Below are 16,541 nucleotides of genomic sequence, written 5' to 3' on the forward strand. Positions count from 1 at the left end.
AAATACACAGAATATGCCATATACGAATGTCAATGGAAAAAGGATGCAATCTGTTCATAAAATTTGTGATCTGAATCACAATTGAAACGTATTTCCTCTTTTATACTGGAGATATCAATAATTAAGCAGGAAGAAAAGAGGTTTTACCTATGTTAAGCAGTCACGATATTTCCATTATTAAATCAACGGTACCTGTTCTTGAAGTACACGGAAAAGACATTACTACATGCTTTTATAAAATGCTGTTTGAGCACCATCCCGAATTATTAAACATCTTCAACCACGCCAATCAGAAAAAAGGGAAACAACAAGCTGCTCTCGCTAATATGGTCTATGCAGCAGCCAAATATATTGATCAGCTGGAAGTTGTTCTTCCTGCAGTTAAAGAGGTAGCTCAGAAACACCGCAGTCTCGGCGTACTCCCTGATCATTACCCAATTGTAGGAAAATATTTACTCCTTGCTATTAAAGAAGTGCTTGGAGATGCAGCAACAGATGAGATCATTCATGCTTGGAATAACGCATATGGAGTTATCGCAAGTGTGTTTATTGATATCGAAAAAGAAATGTATGAACAGGCCGAAGGTCAAGAAGGTGGCTGGACTGGATTCCGTTCCTTTACGGTAAATAAAATCGTGGAAGAAAACGAACTCATTCGTTCCTTCTATCTCATCCCCTCCGATGGAGGAGCAATTGCTTCCTTTACGCCAGGCCAATATGTGAGTGTAAAAGTTCAGGTTCCTGGGGAAACCTACACACAGATTCGACAGTACAGCTTGTCTGCTGCACCACATGAACCTTACTATCGCATTAGTGTGAAGCGTGAAAATGGAGCTTTGAATACACCGGATGGTAAAGTGTCTAACTACCTTCATAACGTAATCAAAGAAGGAGATCAACTTCTACTGTCTGCTCCAGCTGGTGAATTCAAATTGGAACTTAACGATGAACGTCCTGTCGTCTTGATCGGCGGAGGAATCGGAGTTACTCCGCTCATGAGTATGATGAGTACTGCTGTGAAGCAGCAGCCAAACCGCCAAGTCACCTTTATTCATGCAGCTCAGAATGGAAAAGTACACGCCATGGGCTCAGAAGTTAAACAACTGGAAGAAGCTAACGAACACGTGACTACCCACTTCTGTTACAGCAATCCGCTCCCTGAAGATACAGGTTACAGTAAAGCAGGACGGATTGATCAGGCTTGGCTGCAAGAGATTGCACCTACAACGGACGCACATTTCTATTTCTGTGGTCCACTCTCCTTTATGAAGAGTATTCGGGACAGCTTAATCAGCTGGGGTGTTCGTGAAGAAGATTTGCACTATGAATTCTTTGGTCCAAAAGAAGCCCTATAACCACCGGCTTGGATTTAATTAAATTCACCTGAACGCAAGAGGCGGTTTACCGTCTCTCTACGAAGACCGATCAACTGACCAATTTCTGCTTGGGTTAGGAGATCGGTCATTTTTTCAGGTGCAATATACGTTTCCATCCATGAACGAAGTTTGCGCAGACGCTCGGCAGGTTCAGTTTCGGTCACTTGATCGATTCGTTGCTGCATCATACGAAGTTTCTCTTGAAGCTTTAGAGCTACCTCTCGGTATTTCTCTGGATGTACTGCCAATGAGTGATACCACTCTGCAGCCGGAATTACTTCGATTTCACAAGTAGATAAAGCCAAGGCTGAGCCGAAACTAGGACCAGGACTAATTAAACTATGATGAGGGAACATCTCCCCGGGAACGATAATATTAACAAGAAATGCGCCGCCATCCTCCTGAATTCTTATAATTTTGAGCATACCTGATTTGAGATGGTAAAGAGGCGTCATATCCCCCTGCCGAAAAAGCACTTCACCTTTATGTAGTATCATATTTAATCACCTTTTAACTTATTATTTCTCTTTTCAAACCGATGTTAATATTATTGTCGCCTTACATTATCTATAGTAACAAAAAAAGAAGCACCGGATTCATAACCCCCTTGTAAAGGACAGTTTACCATATCCGTGCTTCTTTTTTTCATTCTACCTTTTTCATCTGATCTGCTTCGTTTTCTTCTAGGATTGGATATAACTCATCTAAGCTGTTCATGTCTTTAGTTCCAAGTATCGTCTCTTTGCCGGTATCGGATAGGTATCCATACTGGGATTGTCCTGCATGCGTAGAAATATAATAGAAAAACACCCGATCCTTAATCGTAGGTCGTTGTCCCACTTCATTTGATATACCGCTGTTCGTTATCCAGAATTTATTTTCATTTCCTCCAATTTTACCACTCCATATAAGCCAAGCCGCATTTCCTTTAACTTCAAAATACTCGGCAATGCCATTATCAATCCAAAAAAAAGCTTTGGACTCTCCTTCAGGAAAGAGTAATTTGAAAGATCCTGCACTGCTCTGACCTCCAGTGAGTTCTTTTAACGTAGTTATTCTCGGAATCGTAATCGCAGCAAGGCGAGCCTTTGTTATATCATCTGAATTCAAATTAGCTTTTGTCTTTTCATTTAACTTTGCTACTTGGACCGTTTTTGTATTCGCGTCCCAAGCCACATCACTGTTGAAATTCTCAGCAATAAATCGAATAGGAACCATAACCCGATTATCTTTAATTAGCATCGACTCCGACTGATTTGGTTGTACACTAAATGTCATTGACTTGGTCGGATGGGCAATCACCAGTGTTTTGGTTTTGTTGTTCCAGCTTTTGATCGAGATTCCTTCCAGCTGCTCAATCGCTCTTAACGGCACAAAAGTAGTTCCCTTTTTAATAAAAGGGGCAACGTCTGTTTCTAAAGGTCTATCATTAACAACTACCGATATTGATGCAGCTGCTTGTACGGTTGGCACCATAAAAAACACGGCAAAACAAGTGAGAAAAAATGATTTCCATTTAACCTCCATAGTGTTTTGGGTGACTTTACATGTAGTATAGACGCTATTACTATGTAAAAGGTTGTTATTTTAAGGCTTCCTTTGATTCAATTGATCTTTAGTGAAGACGAACTCACCACGTGTCCAAAACCCTTTTTGTATGTAACCATCCCGATGAGTTTTGGTCCCATACCCATGTTCTAAGTTATCTTCCCAGCCACCCTCATAAACCGTGCCATCATTCCATTCATAAGAACCTTTTCCGTTAAACATCCCATCTTTCCACTCTCCACCGTAACGATCACCATTAGCGTATTCCTTAACGCCAAACCCATATTCCATATCATTAAACCATTGTCCTTCATACTTAGACCCATCTGACCAGCGATAAACCCCGGTCCCACACCTGAGTCCATTCCTGGTTTGCCCATGGTATGTCTCTCCTGATTCATATTCGATACCTATCCGATCTTCCTGTATACTTTCCCATACTCCTTCAACCTTTTTATTGTCGATGTGAACTATGGATTCTATCAAGTTAGGTTTTGTCTCTCGTTCATGTTCAGATGGAACAGCCACTGTTCCTATTTGGGGTTCAAGCAGCAATGGCGGCGATACAAATTGGTCGTTTACGAAGGTTTTATAATACCAAGCTGTCAGATCATACATTTCTAGCATCAGTGTTTTTACTTTATTGGTTTCAATAAAAATAGAGCTCTCTCTAGTGTCCAAGTAATTTCTTTCAGATGATTTAAAGCAATGATGTGATCCGTCTCCATTACACGTTCAGCATGATAAGCTAAGGAATAGATATCCGGCATTTCGTTCTCAAAGATTTTAAAACTCATTTGCCACCTCCCATTCTCTAACCCTTACTGCTACATCATTCTTCAGCTAACCTCCCATTAAAACCTGGAAACTAAATTAAACTTATGAAATTTTATGAGTTCCGTTGTTAAAGGTAAACTGGGTAATTTATATGCTCATTTTTTTCGGAATTTGGTAAGACAGACTTTTAGGGGAGCTTCATGAGATAATGTTTTACTGTACGAGGATAAATTAATTAGGCGCCTTGATATGGATACACATTATCTAATCATTTTCTTTGCAACGATAATACTAGACATTATCATGATATAATACGATTTATGCAGATGTTACTATAATTAATGAAGAATGAAAGGATCACCTATGAATATTGAATATATTACATCCTTACAAAATCAAATTACGATACAAGCGGTCTGGGAACTCGTAAAGCGATATGACCATGAATTTATTCCACCACTATCTGCAAGAGAGAGTACGTCACAATCTATACTTACTACCCAGCATGGGATTGAAGCAGAGCCCGTTCAATACTTTGAACAATTACTCAAGCAAGAATTCCTAATAGCACTGGAAAAAGATAAGTTACTTGGGTTTATGTCGTTTAACAAACACTATGTAAATGATGATCTTCAAGATCAATTGGACACAATCTACATATCGACCATTATTGTAGACGGTGATCATCGTGGCAAAGGGATTACAACCCGTTTCTATGCTGCGTTGCAAGAACTAGCAAAGCAATGGCAAAAGCCTATTACGACAAGAACGTGGTCAACGAATCATAGTCATATTCATCTACTCAACAAATTGCAATTTAAGGAAATAAAGAGAATCAAAAACGGCAGAGGCACAGGCGTAGATACGGTTTATTATCGCAAATGGCTGCAAGGAGTATAAATAACATGGATCGAAAATTAACACTTTGGCAAAAATTAAAAGCTTATAAGCTGCAAAATAATGTGTATGCCATCTTGATGTTACTGGTAAGCGTCATCCTGTCATCTGCGGTATATATATCACCCTTAAAAGAAATTAAATTTGTTCCTGAGCTTGCTCTCGCATGTGCAACCTCATTGCTCGCAACGATATTTGGACTCATTTCAGATGTTTTTGTAAAGTTTAAAACATATCAAAATGATAAGCTCATGGAAGGTATACATGAGTTCGGAATTAACAATCTACACTTTGATAAACAGAAACTGCTTGAAGATCTGCTTCAAACATGCCACCGTGAGGTTTGGATTTCTGGATATCGTCTAATCTTGACGAGTAGACTTGCCCCAAGCTTAGCAAACGCGGTGAAACAAGGTGCTACCATTAAAATTCTGGTTTCGCCTCCCTGGAAATCTGGCTTTCAACTTGTATATGGAGACAATCATCGAGTCATTGATAATTATTGCCAAGTATTTAATGCAATTGCAAAAGCTAGTAAGGAAATCGGTCGTTCCGTGGAGCAAATTTGTGAGGTCCGTTTTATAAGCAAACCCCTTTTTTCTGATACTTATAAAGTAGATATGAATCTGATCACTGGTCCTTACATGCATAACCGAGACGATGACCATCACCGAATTACAGCTAACGATTTCTTTACTTACAATCTCATGCGTACAAGTAAGCTTTATAATTTAGTTGAAAATGAATACTTAACATTATGGGATGAGGCAGAGGAAACATTACAATGGGATCGATATTTCAAAGCGGTAGAGCAGATTCATTACTCTGATCTTCGTGAGAAAGAAAAAATGGAGCTCATCAGCAACGCCTGTCAACCATATAAAGCAATTAGTGCTTAAGTTAGTATGTCCATTCCGTACATATACCCTTAATAGACTAGCTTTTAATAGATATCATCCATTGAGATTAATCAGCTTGGTTACCATTTATAATTGTCCACATAAATAGCAACCGATCTATTGTCGGTTGCTTATTTGTCCCTATTGAGGCGCTCTGAATTGATGTAGATCACTCGACATGTGTGAGGATCATTATAAATTTCATATCATAGCCTTTCCATAATCGCCATTCCATATCATCAGGAAGATCAGGGCATGATATGAAATGTATGAGGTGAACTCAAATATTCTCAGATTTAACATATTCCTCTTTTAATATAGAATAATGAACACTATCAGTAAGTACGCCTCTTACCATGTGGTTTCTCCGAAGAGTCCCTTCATATTGCATCCCTAAACGTTTCATCAATTTACTCGAGGCCTCATTTTTTACATCGGATTCTGAATATACTCGCTCTAAACCTAAAACATGGAAGGCGAGTCCCAGTATTAATTCCGCGGCTTCATTCATGTAACCATTACCCCAATAATACCTGCTTAATATATAACCTAATTCTCCACTTTTGTTCCATTCATGCACTCTGAACTCAATCGTACCCATCATTTTATTGGTTTCTTTTAATACAATTGCATATTTACCAATAGGCTCTTTTAAAAAATAGTTCTCTATTAGCTTCTTTGTTTGGTTTAAATCTATATGTCGGTCATAGATGTATCGCGTAGTTTCTTCATCAGATGTATGTTCGTACATATCCTCCGCATCTTCAAGTGACACGGGACGTAATAGAATACGCTCACTTTCCATCTGACTGTGTGCATCCATCAAAAGATTTATATTTTCCATGTTCTTACTCCCTTTATAATTGAACTCACTTATACCCCAACCCTAGTAAATTTCCATTTTATACTATAATCTAATTTAGTTAGACCGACAAAGGTTAAATACAGTAATAATCAAACTTTACCAGACTCTCTTGATAAACTAACCCGCTGGTTTGCATCACTAAAAAGGAGCAACTGCCAACTGGCAAGCTGCTCCCTGCTGTGTTCAACTATCGTTTTTCCGTTAGCTCAACCACTTAATCATTTCATTGATTTTGCTAACGCGACCTGTCTCATCTATATTTGTGTTTTCTGCCAAACAATCGAGTTATTTTAGTATGGTAAGTTGCTTTTCTACCTGAGTATCTTAAAAATCAAGTTGTTTGAATTTTTTAATCCAATAATGACCATTTAAGTTTTGCAAACAATTCTATTTGGTCTTGGAGCTATCCTCATTTGAACGTTTATTTCCTTTATAAATAAAATAAAGCGCGATAAACATAAAAACTAGACCAATAGAACGTTTCCAGTCAAAAGATATGACTAAACTACCAAACCATCCAAAATTGTCAATAACTATGCCTATGGTAAGCTGACCAATTATTCCTGCAATGCTGGTCGCAATAACACCAATTTGGGGAACGGCAATAACAGTCAGAATTAAGTACATAGTACCGAGAAAAGCAGCACTTAATTGCCATTTTGGTGCATTAAGAATTCCAAGAACATCACCTTGACCAAAAAAGAAAATAAGGATCAAAAGAAACAAAAAACCGGTTAAAAAGGTTAACAACGTAGTTTCTATTGTTCCAGCTTTCCTACTTAAGGTGCCATTAACAGATGATTGCGCGCTTAGCATCATTCCTCCGATTACGGTAAAGATAATCATTAAAATATTCATTTTGCATCTCCCAAATTAATTAATAAATATTAGTGCAATCATCATCGAAACAACTGCAAAAATCTTTTCCTTATTAATTCTTGATTTCCTGCTACCTAGCCAACCATAATGTTCAATCACCATACTCATTACCAATTGACCAATAATTACGCCAACCATCGTTATACCTACACCAACAAAAGGAACGCTGATAACGAGTGCTGTTAAATAAACAACACCTAATCCGCCTCCCAATAGTGACCATTTCGGGGCTTCAACTGCGTATGAAAGCTTACCTTTTCCAAAGAAGATCCATATTAATCCCATGATTATCGAACCCATAAAAAAGTTATAGAAACTGGTCTCAAGTTCCCCTAAAGATTCCCCTAACACTCCGTAGATCGCACCTTCGAAACTTAGTGCTGCTCCTGCCAATAAGGCTAAAACATATGCTATATAGCGCATTAGTATAAATCTCCTTATACTGTATTATCTATGTATCTAGAAACATCGATTTAAAATACTGCTTAACTTGTTGAAATTTTCTTTAGCACTACCTTTCGCATCATACTTAGATTTCTGTTTTTAGATTTTCAGTTAATTGACGAATACCTTCTTCATTCCGCCTATAATAAGTCCACTGACCAGATCGAACAGACTCCAGCAGACCAGCCTTCTGCAACATACTTAAATAGTGGGAAACCGTAGACTGAGAAGCTTTAGCCCTTTCTTGAATGTCTCCAACACATACCCCTCCTTGAAAAACCCCCTTTGGTATGTGCACTCCTTATGCAGGGAAATGCTTCTCTGGTTCCTTCAACCACTTTAAAATGTTAAGACGTGTCTCATTAGATAATGCTTTAAATACATCAATGGGTTCCAAGGTTAACATTATATCGTCATTTCTCGATATGTCAACTAACTAAACTTCTTAGTTTCCTTATTTTAATTTGAATCTCCTCATTTCTTTTGGAGCAGTTCGTATTGGGTTAAGAGTAGTCGCAGCGTGGAATTAACGATATTCGTGGTGTACGAGGTTGAACAAGAAATTAATAAGCGTGGCGGTCTTCGTACAGGAATGCTTGATGGGAAAATTTCAGAGGGTATCGTATCTGTAAATACAGCGATTGATACCATTAAAGAAAAGAAAACAGTTAAAGGAATTATAGATGAATTAATAGCTGATTTTTATATTATAGCTCTTATAAGAGATGACCCTTCAACCATGAATATAGACCTTAATAGGGCGCGATTGTTGAACAAACATAGGTAGAAAATGATCAAACTTTTTTTAAAAATGGTTTCTTTTTATTTATCGTAAAATACAGGGTTGTGAGATATTTTTGATCGAACTTTTATTTCAAATCAACAATTTCAATTCAATTGATCTTTTTCCATAAATAATATTAAGTTAAACTGCCGTTTGCATAACTAATAGGAAGCAGCTACCAACTGGCAAGTTGCTCCCTGCTGTGTCCAACTAACGTTTTTCCGTTAGTTGAATTATTACTTTTGTCTCTTAAGGGAAGACTTTCTCAACTTCCTCACAGTATAATAAAAAACTACTCCAAGAAGCATCATACCGAAGACTACTATCATCCTCCACACAGGACTACTTACTTGTCCGAATGTAATTTCATGCTGTAAATAATCAACGGACTTATAACTATTTACAATGTCCGGAACGTAGTTCATTGAAAGATACATCCCGTAGATAATTTTTACAACATTATAAACTAGCACAAATATGAGTCCTAGTATTAGTGCTCTAATAAATGGCCTTTTCATAATCCTCCCCTTTTTTGCACCTAATTTTACCACTACAGTAACGGTGTAATAATAACGCAAAACTGTTTTTGGACTACTGTTTTTTCGTTATTAGTTCAAAGCTTGATTCAGCAGTTAATCATCAAATTGTAAGGTAAACAGTATTCTTCTATATGACATGCTGGTTTGCATAACTAAAAAGGAGCAACTGCCAACTGGCAAGCCGCTTCCTTCTGTATTCAACTATCGTTTTTTCGTTAGTTAATCGTCAGTTTACAGATAACTTAAATATCAAAGCCCATCTTGCGGTTTTTAAACGCTCAGGGGTAAAATCGACGGTTTCCCACTCATTCTTGTCTGTAGCCTGCATCCCCCATACGGAAACCGCTTCATTATCTTCAACATCCAGGGTTTGATTTAGTTGGATCGTATTGCTTCCATTAAGACTACTATCACGATCGATATAAGTAACCGCCGATGACGTACCATTTTTATTCGCAAAAGCTGATGTAATCTCATACAGCGGTTTACTGCCTTCAATTGAAACTGTCTTAATCGATGCAATAAATTCGCCTTCATAGTCCTTTGTCTTCTCTAGTGAATCCTGCATTGTGGTGCTAATTGAACTGTATGTCTTCGTTTTCGTCCCGTTTTCCCAAAGTTCAATTGTAGCAGTAATATCATTTTTGCTTCCGTTATACTTCAATTTCACCGCACCCGACATCGTGCCAAGAAAAGGCTGGAACTTTCGTGCTTCTCCGGCGAATAAATCGATTGGCTCCACGTGCAAAGAAGTTCCTTCCACTTGTTTTGTTATTGTTGTTTCCGATGGATTAGATACTTCCTTTGAGCATGCACACATTATTACAGCGATAATAAGTATCGAACCGATGAACTTTAGCTTCAGCAAAGTTATTTACTCCCCTCCTTTTTATATTGTTTAATTTTACCATTAACCTAACTATAAAATGTTAGCTTATTTAGAATTGAAATCCACATAACTATGGTCTATATAAAATTAAGATATTGACAAGAGACAAGCCTGTAACTATTAGTTATATATAGTAGGTATAACTGGTGTAGTTACATGGTTCCAATAGGCATATGTTTCTGTTCCTCGAAGAAAAACGGCAAAATAAAAAGACGCCCTTTGTCCAAGACATGTGAACAGAAGACGTCCTTTTGTTATCCAAGAATAAGTCGGTTGTCTTATATTAATCCTCCCAGCGGAGGAATACCATCTGACAGTGCCTTTGGCTTTGCGAAGCAAAACAACGAAACGTCAGATGATAATCCGGAGCGTTATGAAAACGGCGCTACTTCCGGCGTATATCCTGAAGGGATATTCGTCTCGGCAGAACGTTCTGTAATGACCTGCGGATACATTTTGTTAGGATCAGGTTGAATAATCTCATACTTAATGATCGCTTTTCCATTCTTACTAAGTTCTACATCTTTAATCTCAAGTCCATAACCAGGGTTAGGAAGTTCCAGACTAATTTTTACTTTTACCGTCTTCTCGTCTATCGTTTGGGAAGATACCTCGGGTATCATTGCCTGCTGACCGCTCCCCGGCACAGTTCCCGGTGTTTCATCGGAGGAGCCGCCATTTCCATATCGATCGATATACTCTCTCGCCTCATAGACCATTTCTGCTGCCTCCATTCGAGTGAGTGTATCACGAGGTCTAAATTGTTCCTTATCACCCAGGCTAATTACCTTCATATTCAGTAAATTTTGAATCGAAGATAAATACTCAGGTTTGATCTCTTGCTCATCTTCGATGTGGTTGTAAAGTAAGATCACAGGATATTCACCTGTCGTGTTTATTCCTTCGAATAAGAGGTTTGCAAATACTTCTCTCGTGAGAGCCTCTTCTGCGTCTCTCATTTCCGGTATGGACAATCCCTCTGCCATTGCTGCATCATAAGCTGCATGATACCATTTTGGGTTTCCCGGCTCTGTCGTCTCGTTTCCTGCGCTCAGATCAAATGCATTCACAATCATCTGAATACCTTGTGCTTCTGATAAAGTGCCTGCGGGATTGAACTTATTTGAAGACACTCCCTTTACTATCCCTTGATCGCGAAGCGACTGAAGCATCTGAACCTGTGTATCTAATGTAACATCGTCAAAAGCATAAGCAGACATCCCTCCAAAAACAAGGGACAAACTTAAAGCTGCAACTGAAGTTTTCACGGTTAAACGTTTCATCGTAACCTACCTCCATTATTTATAAACCTTTAATTTTCTCGCGTGAAACGATTTCCTGATTAAAGCAACTAGAGGTAATATGAAAATGGTTCGTATATGTTCTATTCTCTAAACGAGAAATTCCTGAAATTTGTTTCATGCTAACATCCAATCTGTAAGACTACTTCTATATTTCCCAATGACGAGTAATCTCATTACAATCTTTTATGCACTTCGGTCTTCTTTCATAAAAGCTGTTTTTTGACCATGAAATGGTTTGACATTAAGGTGAATTTACTTAAAAATAAGATTATAATGTTCATCAAAATACATACATTAGAAAGGGCACGACGCTTTTTTTACAGACCAGCGTCCTGCCCTTTTGTGTCCGCAAACACTGATAAGGAGATGAGTGATCCGTGAATGATCGAAGTTTACTTCGTAACTATGTACAGTCTCACTGGCTTTCCTACCTTAGTGCCATTCTGCTAATCATTATCTCCAATGTTGATCAGGCCCTGCTCCCTCGTGTGGTAGGTCAATTTACAGACGAACTGCAAAGACAAACGCTCACCATGGATAAAATCATTCGCTATAGCTTGCTGCTGCTCATTATTGCAGTCTCCTACAATGCTTTATTCGGACTCGGACAGTTTATGATTATGCGGCTCGGCAGAAGATTTGAGTTCATTACCCGGCAGAAACTTTTCGGTAAATTTTCAGAGCTGAGTGACAAATATTTTGCAAAACAAGGCACAGGCAAGCTTCTCAGCTATGTAATGAATGATGTCACTTCCGTCCGGGAAGCGATATCTAACGGCATTAATCAGACAACGAATGCAGTATTCCTGCTGCTGTCTTGTGTAGTCATGATGATGATTAGCGGAATTCCATTTACGCTCATCGCAATCAGTGTAGGTCCTCTGTTGGCCATTCCTTTTCTAGTAGTGTACTTCGGACCACGTATTCGCAAAAGGTCAAAAGCTGTTCAGGAAGCGCTTGCATCAATGACAGAATCAGCAGAAGAACAGCTTGGCGGGATTCGTGTTACCAAAACGTTTGCAACGGAAGAAATCTCTCGGATCCGTTTTGGTGCTTCTGTAGATGCCATAAGAGATAAACAGCTGAAGCTGGTACGTCTCTCGTCTCTTTTTCAGGCACTACTTCCGCTGCTCGGAGCATTCTCCCTCGTTGTATCTATTGTGGTAGGCGGATACATGACGATTCAGAATACGATCAGTCTTGGTAGTTTTGTAGCTCTGACCCTGTACTTGCGTATGATTATGGGCCCTCTCCAGCAGATCGGTAATGTGATTAATATGATGCAGAGGTCCGGTGCTTCTCTTGAACGTGTCAACAGCCTGCTCGCTGAAATTCCCGATGTACGGGAGACTTCGGATGCAAAACCGCTGAAGCAGGTAGAAGACATTCAAATTCAGGAACTATCCTTCAAGTATCCAGGCAGTAAAGAGTTTGCTCTTAAGGATATTAATCTCGTCATACCATCAGGAAAAACGGTCGGCATCGTGGGACGAACGGGCAGTGGAAAAAGCACACTCGTAAAACTATTGCTCCGCATCTATGAACCTCCTGCCGGCACAATCAAAGTCAGCGGAACCGATGTGCGAAGTCTAACACTGGAAAGTTTGCGCTCAAAATTAGCTTACGTACCTCAAGACGGATTCTTGTTCAGTACAACGATTCGCGACAATATCGCATTCAGCAATCGAACGGCTACGATCAGTCAGGTGGAGGAACCTGCGAAACAAGCGATGATCTTCGATAATATCATTCAGTTCCCTAAGTCGTTTGAAACTCCACTCGGCGAGCGAGGTGTCACCTTGTCAGGCGGGCAAAGGCAGCGTACAAGTCTCGCTAGAGGACTCATGAAGAACTCACCTTTACTTATTCTAGATGACAGTATGAGCGCAGTGGATGCCGTAACCGAAACCGGTATTCTAAACCAATTAAAAAAAGATCGTAAGCATAAAACGACCTTAATCATCTCGCACCGAATCAGTGCAGTGAAACATGCGGACGTGATTGTTGTTCTTGAAGAAGGACGGATTATGGAGCAAGGTACGCATCAAGACCTGATAGACCTTGAAGGTAGGTACGCTTCTCTTGCCCGTATTCAGGAGGAGGGATTGCATCATGTCTAATACGATGATAAGAGAGAAACAACCTCATAGCCATCTGGATATGAACGGAGATAAGAAAAAGAAATCAAATGCATTCCGCTCCATATTACGATATGGCAGGCCGCACCGTTTTACTTTTGTTCTCATTTTCATCTGTTCCTTGCTTGGGATTGCTGCCGAACTTTCGCAGCCGTATCTCATTAAAGTCGCGATCGATGACCATCTGGCACTGGGCCGAACTGGGCTTACTTTTCTCATCCAAATTGCTCTTGTGTATCTTATCTTGTCGGTCATTAGTTTTATATTCACTTATATTCAAAATAATCTGCTGCAGTATGCAGGACAAAACATTGTAGCTGAACTCCGTAAAGATCTGTTCACTCATATTACGAAGATGTCGATGTCCTTTTTTGATCGCAAACATAGCGGAAGCCTTGTCACCAATGTGTCGAGTGATACGGAAACGATCAGTTCATTCTTTACACAGGTACTGCTTAGTCTGATACGAGATGGCATGATGCTTGTGATGATTATTGTTTTTATGTTTCAGCTAGACGTTACTCTTGCTCTATATTCTGTAGCTGTTCTTCCGTTCATTGCTCTTGTGGCCGTCTTGTTCCGCAAATATTTACGTGAAACCTATCAGCAGGCAAGAACCCGCATGTCGAGACTGGTTTCCTTTATCGCAGAGAACTTATCCGGCATGTTTCTCATTCAGGCTTATCATCAGGAAAAGGAACAAATGAAACAATTTAACGAGCAGAATGGAAATTACTTTTCGGCTAATGTAAGGCAGATTCGGTCTAACGTCATTTTTAACCGTACCTTTGATATTCTAGGAAATATCGCCCTTGTACTTATGATCTGGTTAGGCGGTAAAGCAGTTCTCGGTTCCTCACTGGAAGTCGGCGTACTCTATGCATTCATCAGTTATATCCGTCAGTTCTTCCAACCGATCAACCAAATTACGATGCAGTGGAATACATTCCAGTCCACTACAGTCTCCATGGAACGAATCTGGGCAATACTCGGTACAGATCCCGCAGTGAAAGAACCGGAGGTAAGCGATGCTGTCACCCTAACAACAGATGATGTAAACGGACGGATTGATTTTAACGATGTCTCGTTTGGTTATCTTGAGAATCAGCCTATCATTCATAACCTGAATCTTACGATACATGCGGGTGAGATGATTGGTATTGTTGGAACAACCGGTGCAGGTAAAAGTACAGTCATCAGTCTGCTAAATCGATTCTATGATGTGAATAAAGGCAGTATCGAGATTGACGGTGTTGATATTCGTAAAATGCCGCAAGAAACGCTGCACCGGATTGTCGGGCTGATTCAGCAGGACCCTTTTCTCTTCTCCGGCTCGATCATTGACAACATCCGGCTGTTCCGAGAAGATGTGCCGAAAGAGCAGGTTATCGAAGCCTGCAAATTTGTAGGGGCAGATTCGATGATTCGCCGTTTAGCAGACGGATATGATACGCATCTATCCGAAAGAGGCAGCGGATTATCTGCCGGAGAACGCCAGCTGATTTCTTTTGCTCGTATCGTTGTGTTCCAGCCGCGAATTCTCATACTGGATGAAGCGACCGCAAATCTGGATTCCCATACGGAACAATTAGTTCAGAATGCGCTCTCTTCTGTAGCTGCCGGGCGAACTACCATTGTCATTGCTCACCGATTATCGACGATCATGCATGCGGACCGTATTCTCGTTATGCAAGAAGGCCGAATCGTGGAATCCGGCACCCACAAAGAACTAATGGAGCTGAGAGGAACGTATGAGGATTTATATCAACATGCACTAGAAGCGGGACGTGAAACGATATTTGAAGAAAAGTCACGAAATGATGCCGGATAAGTTCTGCTTTATTCGTACGAAAGTACGTAAGTATGCAAATAGTAAACATAGACGCCTCAGCAGCTACCATGCTTCTGGGGCTATTTTGTCTTATAAATGAAAGCATTACGGAACCTTGGGCTTACACCTTATCTCTTTCTTAAGTCCTGTTTTCTGCTAATAAACCCATTTCCCGTTGCCAATCGGATGATTCTAACATTAGAATTATTGGGTAAATGTACCATATATTGATGGTGTCCTTCTTCTGTTCAATATTTATGATGAGGTGAATGGTTAGTGACAAGAATTGTGGTCCCCCCAGAACGTATTCTCGAAATCTCAAAACAATTTACGCAAGCATCTGAGATCAGTAAAAGCATGATTACAAGTCTAAATGCGAATATTCTCTCCCTGCAAAGCCAGTGGTCTGGCATAACCCAGGAACGGTTTTATCAGGACTTCCAGACTGCTCGTACCCAGATGGAGACATTTACTTCTAGAGTATCTTCGATTGGTACCGATCTTCATTCTATCTCCGTTAAATTTGCGGAAGCAGATGGTTCACAAGATACCGGAATTAGGACAGAAGGAAACAGCAAAGACGCATGGCAAGAACAAACGAAACAGACCCTTTCGGATGCATTTGATAATGGTTCGAGTGCATGGAGTACCGTCAATGGTTTACGCGGAAATCTAGCTATGGCTGGGACTGCATTATACAGTGGACTAGCGAGCACACTCGTCTTAACAAAGACCGTTGAATTCAAACGGAGTGCGAAAAATCCAACCCGAGCAGTCATCCATAATGCAAAATGGGTAACCGGAAAAGGGCCCGATACCTTCCTAAGAAATATGGCAAGAAGAATAGATAAGCAATTTCGTCAGCCCGGTCTTGTTATGAAGGGATTGAAAGGATTCGATAAATGGGCTGGAAACCTCAAAATAGGGAAAATCGGGCTGGGTCTTAGTAAAGCAAGCAGTTTTCCAGAGTGGACTCGTAATGTGGTAGCTGGAGTACAAAAAGGCCAGTATGGAATGAAGATCTCAGCGATTCCAAAGATGATTAGCAAGAAACTCTTTCCTATTAACGTAGGTCTTAATATCTTTGATGAAGGTATCAAAACCGCTGGGAAAATAAAGAGCGGAACCCTCACCGGAACAGATGTTGCCATATCCGCTTCCAATGTCGTTATTAAATCAGCAGCTGCAGGAGCAGGAGCCATTGTTGGCGGAACCCTTGGAACTGCATTTGGGCCGGTAGGAACAGCAGTAGGCGCTTATGTGGGGGGTGCAGTAGGGGCATTCGCCGGTAAACATGTGGCAAGTGCAGCCGAAGGTGCCATCCGATGGGCTAGCGGATTTTTTAAATAATACAGAAATACGAAGTTATCG

At 40.0% G+C, this 16,541-nt stretch carries 16 protein-coding genes and 1 pseudogene; 7 read left to right on the plus strand and 10 right to left on the minus strand.

Features of this window, described 5'->3' with window-relative positions; all coding sequences use genetic code 11:
• Positions 1-149 precede the first annotated feature (149 nt).
• Positions 150-1,355 carry an NO-inducible flavohemoprotein gene (hmpA, locus tag GQY27_RS04795; protein WP_160032379.1) on the plus strand — a complete coding sequence of 402 codons (1,206 nt, stop codon included), beginning with the start codon at positions 150-152 and terminating at the stop codon, positions 1,353-1,355.
• A gap of 14 nt (positions 1,356-1,369) precedes the next feature.
• On the opposite strand, the gene GQY27_RS04800 is transcribed toward hmpA, so the two are convergent.
• The 4 genes from GQY27_RS04800 to GQY27_RS04815 all read right to left on the minus strand — a co-directional run bounded on the left by GQY27_RS04800 (position 1,370) and on the right by GQY27_RS04815 (position 3,721).
• Positions 1,370-1,873 (minus strand): Crp/Fnr family transcriptional regulator, encoded by a 504-nt coding sequence (locus GQY27_RS04800; RefSeq protein ID WP_160032380.1) that lies wholly within the window; start codon positions 1,871-1,873, stop codon positions 1,370-1,372.
• A 148-nt stretch (positions 1,874-2,021) separates the two neighbouring features.
• A complete protein-coding gene (locus GQY27_RS04805; RefSeq protein ID WP_160032381.1) occupies positions 2,022-2,903 on the minus strand; it encodes a copper amine oxidase N-terminal domain-containing protein in 882 nt (293 codons plus the stop codon).
• 60 nt (positions 2,904-2,963) lie between these two features.
• Positions 2,964-3,605: an MORN repeat-containing protein gene (locus tag GQY27_RS04810; RefSeq protein WP_160032382.1), complete on the minus strand. Its 642-nt coding sequence runs from the start codon at positions 3,603-3,605 to the stop codon at positions 2,964-2,966.
• Positions 3,560-3,721 (minus strand): hypothetical protein, encoded by a 162-nt coding sequence (locus tag GQY27_RS04815; RefSeq protein ID WP_160032383.1) that lies wholly within the window; start codon positions 3,719-3,721, stop codon positions 3,560-3,562. The genes GQY27_RS04810 and GQY27_RS04815 overlap by 46 nt, the downstream gene beginning before the upstream one ends.
• A gap of 343 nt (positions 3,722-4,064) precedes the next feature.
• Here GQY27_RS04815 and GQY27_RS04820 point away from each other — a divergent pair, with 343 nt between their 5' ends.
• Both GQY27_RS04820 and GQY27_RS04825 read left to right on the plus strand, forming a co-directional pair.
• Complete coding sequence (locus GQY27_RS04820; RefSeq protein WP_160032384.1) at positions 4,065-4,601, plus strand: GNAT family N-acetyltransferase; 537 nt, start codon at positions 4,065-4,067, stop codon at positions 4,599-4,601.
• A gap of 5 nt (positions 4,602-4,606) precedes the next feature.
• Positions 4,607-5,497 carry a hypothetical protein gene (locus GQY27_RS04825; RefSeq protein WP_160032385.1) on the plus strand — a complete coding sequence of 297 codons (891 nt, stop codon included), beginning with the start codon at positions 4,607-4,609 and terminating at the stop codon, positions 5,495-5,497.
• A 280-nt stretch (positions 5,498-5,777) separates the two neighbouring features.
• Here the strand turns inward: GQY27_RS04825 and GQY27_RS04830 are convergent, their stop codons facing one another.
• From GQY27_RS04830 to GQY27_RS04845, 4 genes and pseudogenes are all read right to left on the minus strand, one after another.
• Positions 5,778-6,341, minus strand: a complete 564-nt coding sequence (locus GQY27_RS04830) for a GNAT family N-acetyltransferase (protein ID WP_160032386.1) — start codon at positions 6,339-6,341, stop codon at positions 5,778-5,780.
• A gap of 408 nt (positions 6,342-6,749) precedes the next feature.
• Positions 6,750-7,220, minus strand: a complete 471-nt coding sequence (locus GQY27_RS04835) for a DMT family transporter (protein ID WP_160032387.1) — start codon at positions 7,218-7,220, stop codon at positions 6,750-6,752.
• A gap of 15 nt (positions 7,221-7,235) precedes the next feature.
• Positions 7,236-7,664, minus strand: a complete 429-nt coding sequence (locus GQY27_RS04840) for a DMT family transporter (RefSeq protein WP_160032388.1) — start codon at positions 7,662-7,664, stop codon at positions 7,236-7,238.
• Between the two features lie 106 nt (positions 7,665-7,770).
• A pseudogene (locus GQY27_RS04845) lies at positions 7,771-8,082 on the minus strand (ArsR/SmtB family transcription factor).
• A gap of 123 nt (positions 8,083-8,205) precedes the next feature.
• Here GQY27_RS04845 and GQY27_RS04850 point away from each other — a divergent pair.
• Complete coding sequence (locus GQY27_RS04850; RefSeq protein ID WP_160032389.1) at positions 8,206-8,472, plus strand: hypothetical protein; 267 nt, start codon at positions 8,206-8,208, stop codon at positions 8,470-8,472.
• A gap of 762 nt (positions 8,473-9,234) precedes the next feature.
• Here GQY27_RS04850 and GQY27_RS04855 read toward each other — a convergent pair.
• Together GQY27_RS04855 and GQY27_RS04860 are read right to left on the minus strand one after the other, a co-directional pair.
• On the minus strand, positions 9,235-9,876 hold the full coding sequence (locus GQY27_RS04855; protein ID WP_160032390.1) for a hypothetical protein: 642 nt from the start codon (positions 9,874-9,876) through the stop codon (positions 9,235-9,237).
• Positions 9,877-10,268: 392 nt separating this feature from the next.
• Positions 10,269-11,180: an S-layer homology domain-containing protein gene (locus GQY27_RS04860; RefSeq protein WP_160032391.1), complete on the minus strand. Its 912-nt coding sequence runs from the start codon at positions 11,178-11,180 to the stop codon at positions 10,269-10,271.
• A 398-nt stretch (positions 11,181-11,578) separates the two neighbouring features.
• Between GQY27_RS04860 and GQY27_RS04865 the strand changes: the two genes are divergently transcribed.
• The 3 genes from GQY27_RS04865 to GQY27_RS04875 all read left to right on the plus strand — a co-directional run bounded on the left by GQY27_RS04865 (position 11,579) and on the right by GQY27_RS04875 (position 16,520).
• Entirely contained in the window at positions 11,579-13,321 is a 1,743-nt protein-coding gene (locus tag GQY27_RS04865) for an ABC transporter ATP-binding protein (protein ID WP_160032392.1), read from the plus strand.
• Positions 13,314-15,170, plus strand: coding sequence for an ABC transporter ATP-binding protein (locus GQY27_RS04870; RefSeq protein WP_160032393.1), 1,857 nt, complete (start codon positions 13,314-13,316; stop codon positions 15,168-15,170). Before GQY27_RS04865 ends, GQY27_RS04870 begins: the two co-directional genes overlap by 8 nt.
• Before the next feature lie 276 nt (positions 15,171-15,446).
• Positions 15,447-16,520, plus strand: a complete 1,074-nt coding sequence (locus GQY27_RS04875; protein WP_160032394.1) for a WXG100 family type VII secretion target — start codon at positions 15,447-15,449, stop codon at positions 16,518-16,520.
• Positions 16,521-16,541 lie beyond the last annotated feature (21 nt).

Source organism: Paenibacillus sp. An7 (assembly GCF_009870785.1).
In the GTDB taxonomy this organism is placed as follows: Bacteria; Bacillota; Bacilli; order Paenibacillales; family Paenibacillaceae; genus Paenibacillus.

Bases quoted from the DNA above. Each gene is read 5' to 3' on its own strand.
- GQY27_RS04840 (WP_160032388.1), bottom strand. From the start codon at position 7,664: ATGCGCTATATAGCATATGTTTTAGCCTTATTGGCAGGAGCAGCACTA.
- GQY27_RS04835 (WP_160032387.1), bottom strand. From the start codon at position 7,220: ATGAATATTTTAATGATTATCTTTACCGTAATCGGAGGAATGATGCTA.
- GQY27_RS04805 (WP_160032381.1), bottom strand. From the start codon at position 2,903: ATGGAGGTTAAATGGAAATCATTTTTTCTCACTTGTTTTGCCGTGTTT.
- GQY27_RS04820 (WP_160032384.1), top strand. From the start codon at position 4,065: ATGAATATTGAATATATTACATCCTTACAAAATCAAATTACGATACAA.
- GQY27_RS04870 (WP_160032393.1), top strand. From the start codon at position 13,314: ATGTCTAATACGATGATAAGAGAGAAACAACCTCATAGCCATCTGGAT.
- GQY27_RS04825 (WP_160032385.1), top strand. From the start codon at position 4,607: ATGGATCGAAAATTAACACTTTGGCAAAAATTAAAAGCTTATAAGCTG.
- GQY27_RS04815 (WP_160032383.1), bottom strand. From the start codon at position 3,721: ATGAGTTTTAAAATCTTTGAGAACGAAATGCCGGATATCTATTCCTTA.
- GQY27_RS04830 (WP_160032386.1), bottom strand. From the start codon at position 6,341: ATGGAAAATATAAATCTTTTGATGGATGCACACAGTCAGATGGAAAGT.
- GQY27_RS04800 (WP_160032380.1), bottom strand. From the start codon at position 1,873: ATGATACTACATAAAGGTGAAGTGCTTTTTCGGCAGGGGGATATGACG.
- GQY27_RS04860 (WP_160032391.1), bottom strand. From the start codon at position 11,180: ATGAAACGTTTAACCGTGAAAACTTCAGTTGCAGCTTTAAGTTTGTCC.
- hmpA (WP_160032379.1), top strand. From the start codon at position 150: ATGTTAAGCAGTCACGATATTTCCATTATTAAATCAACGGTACCTGTT.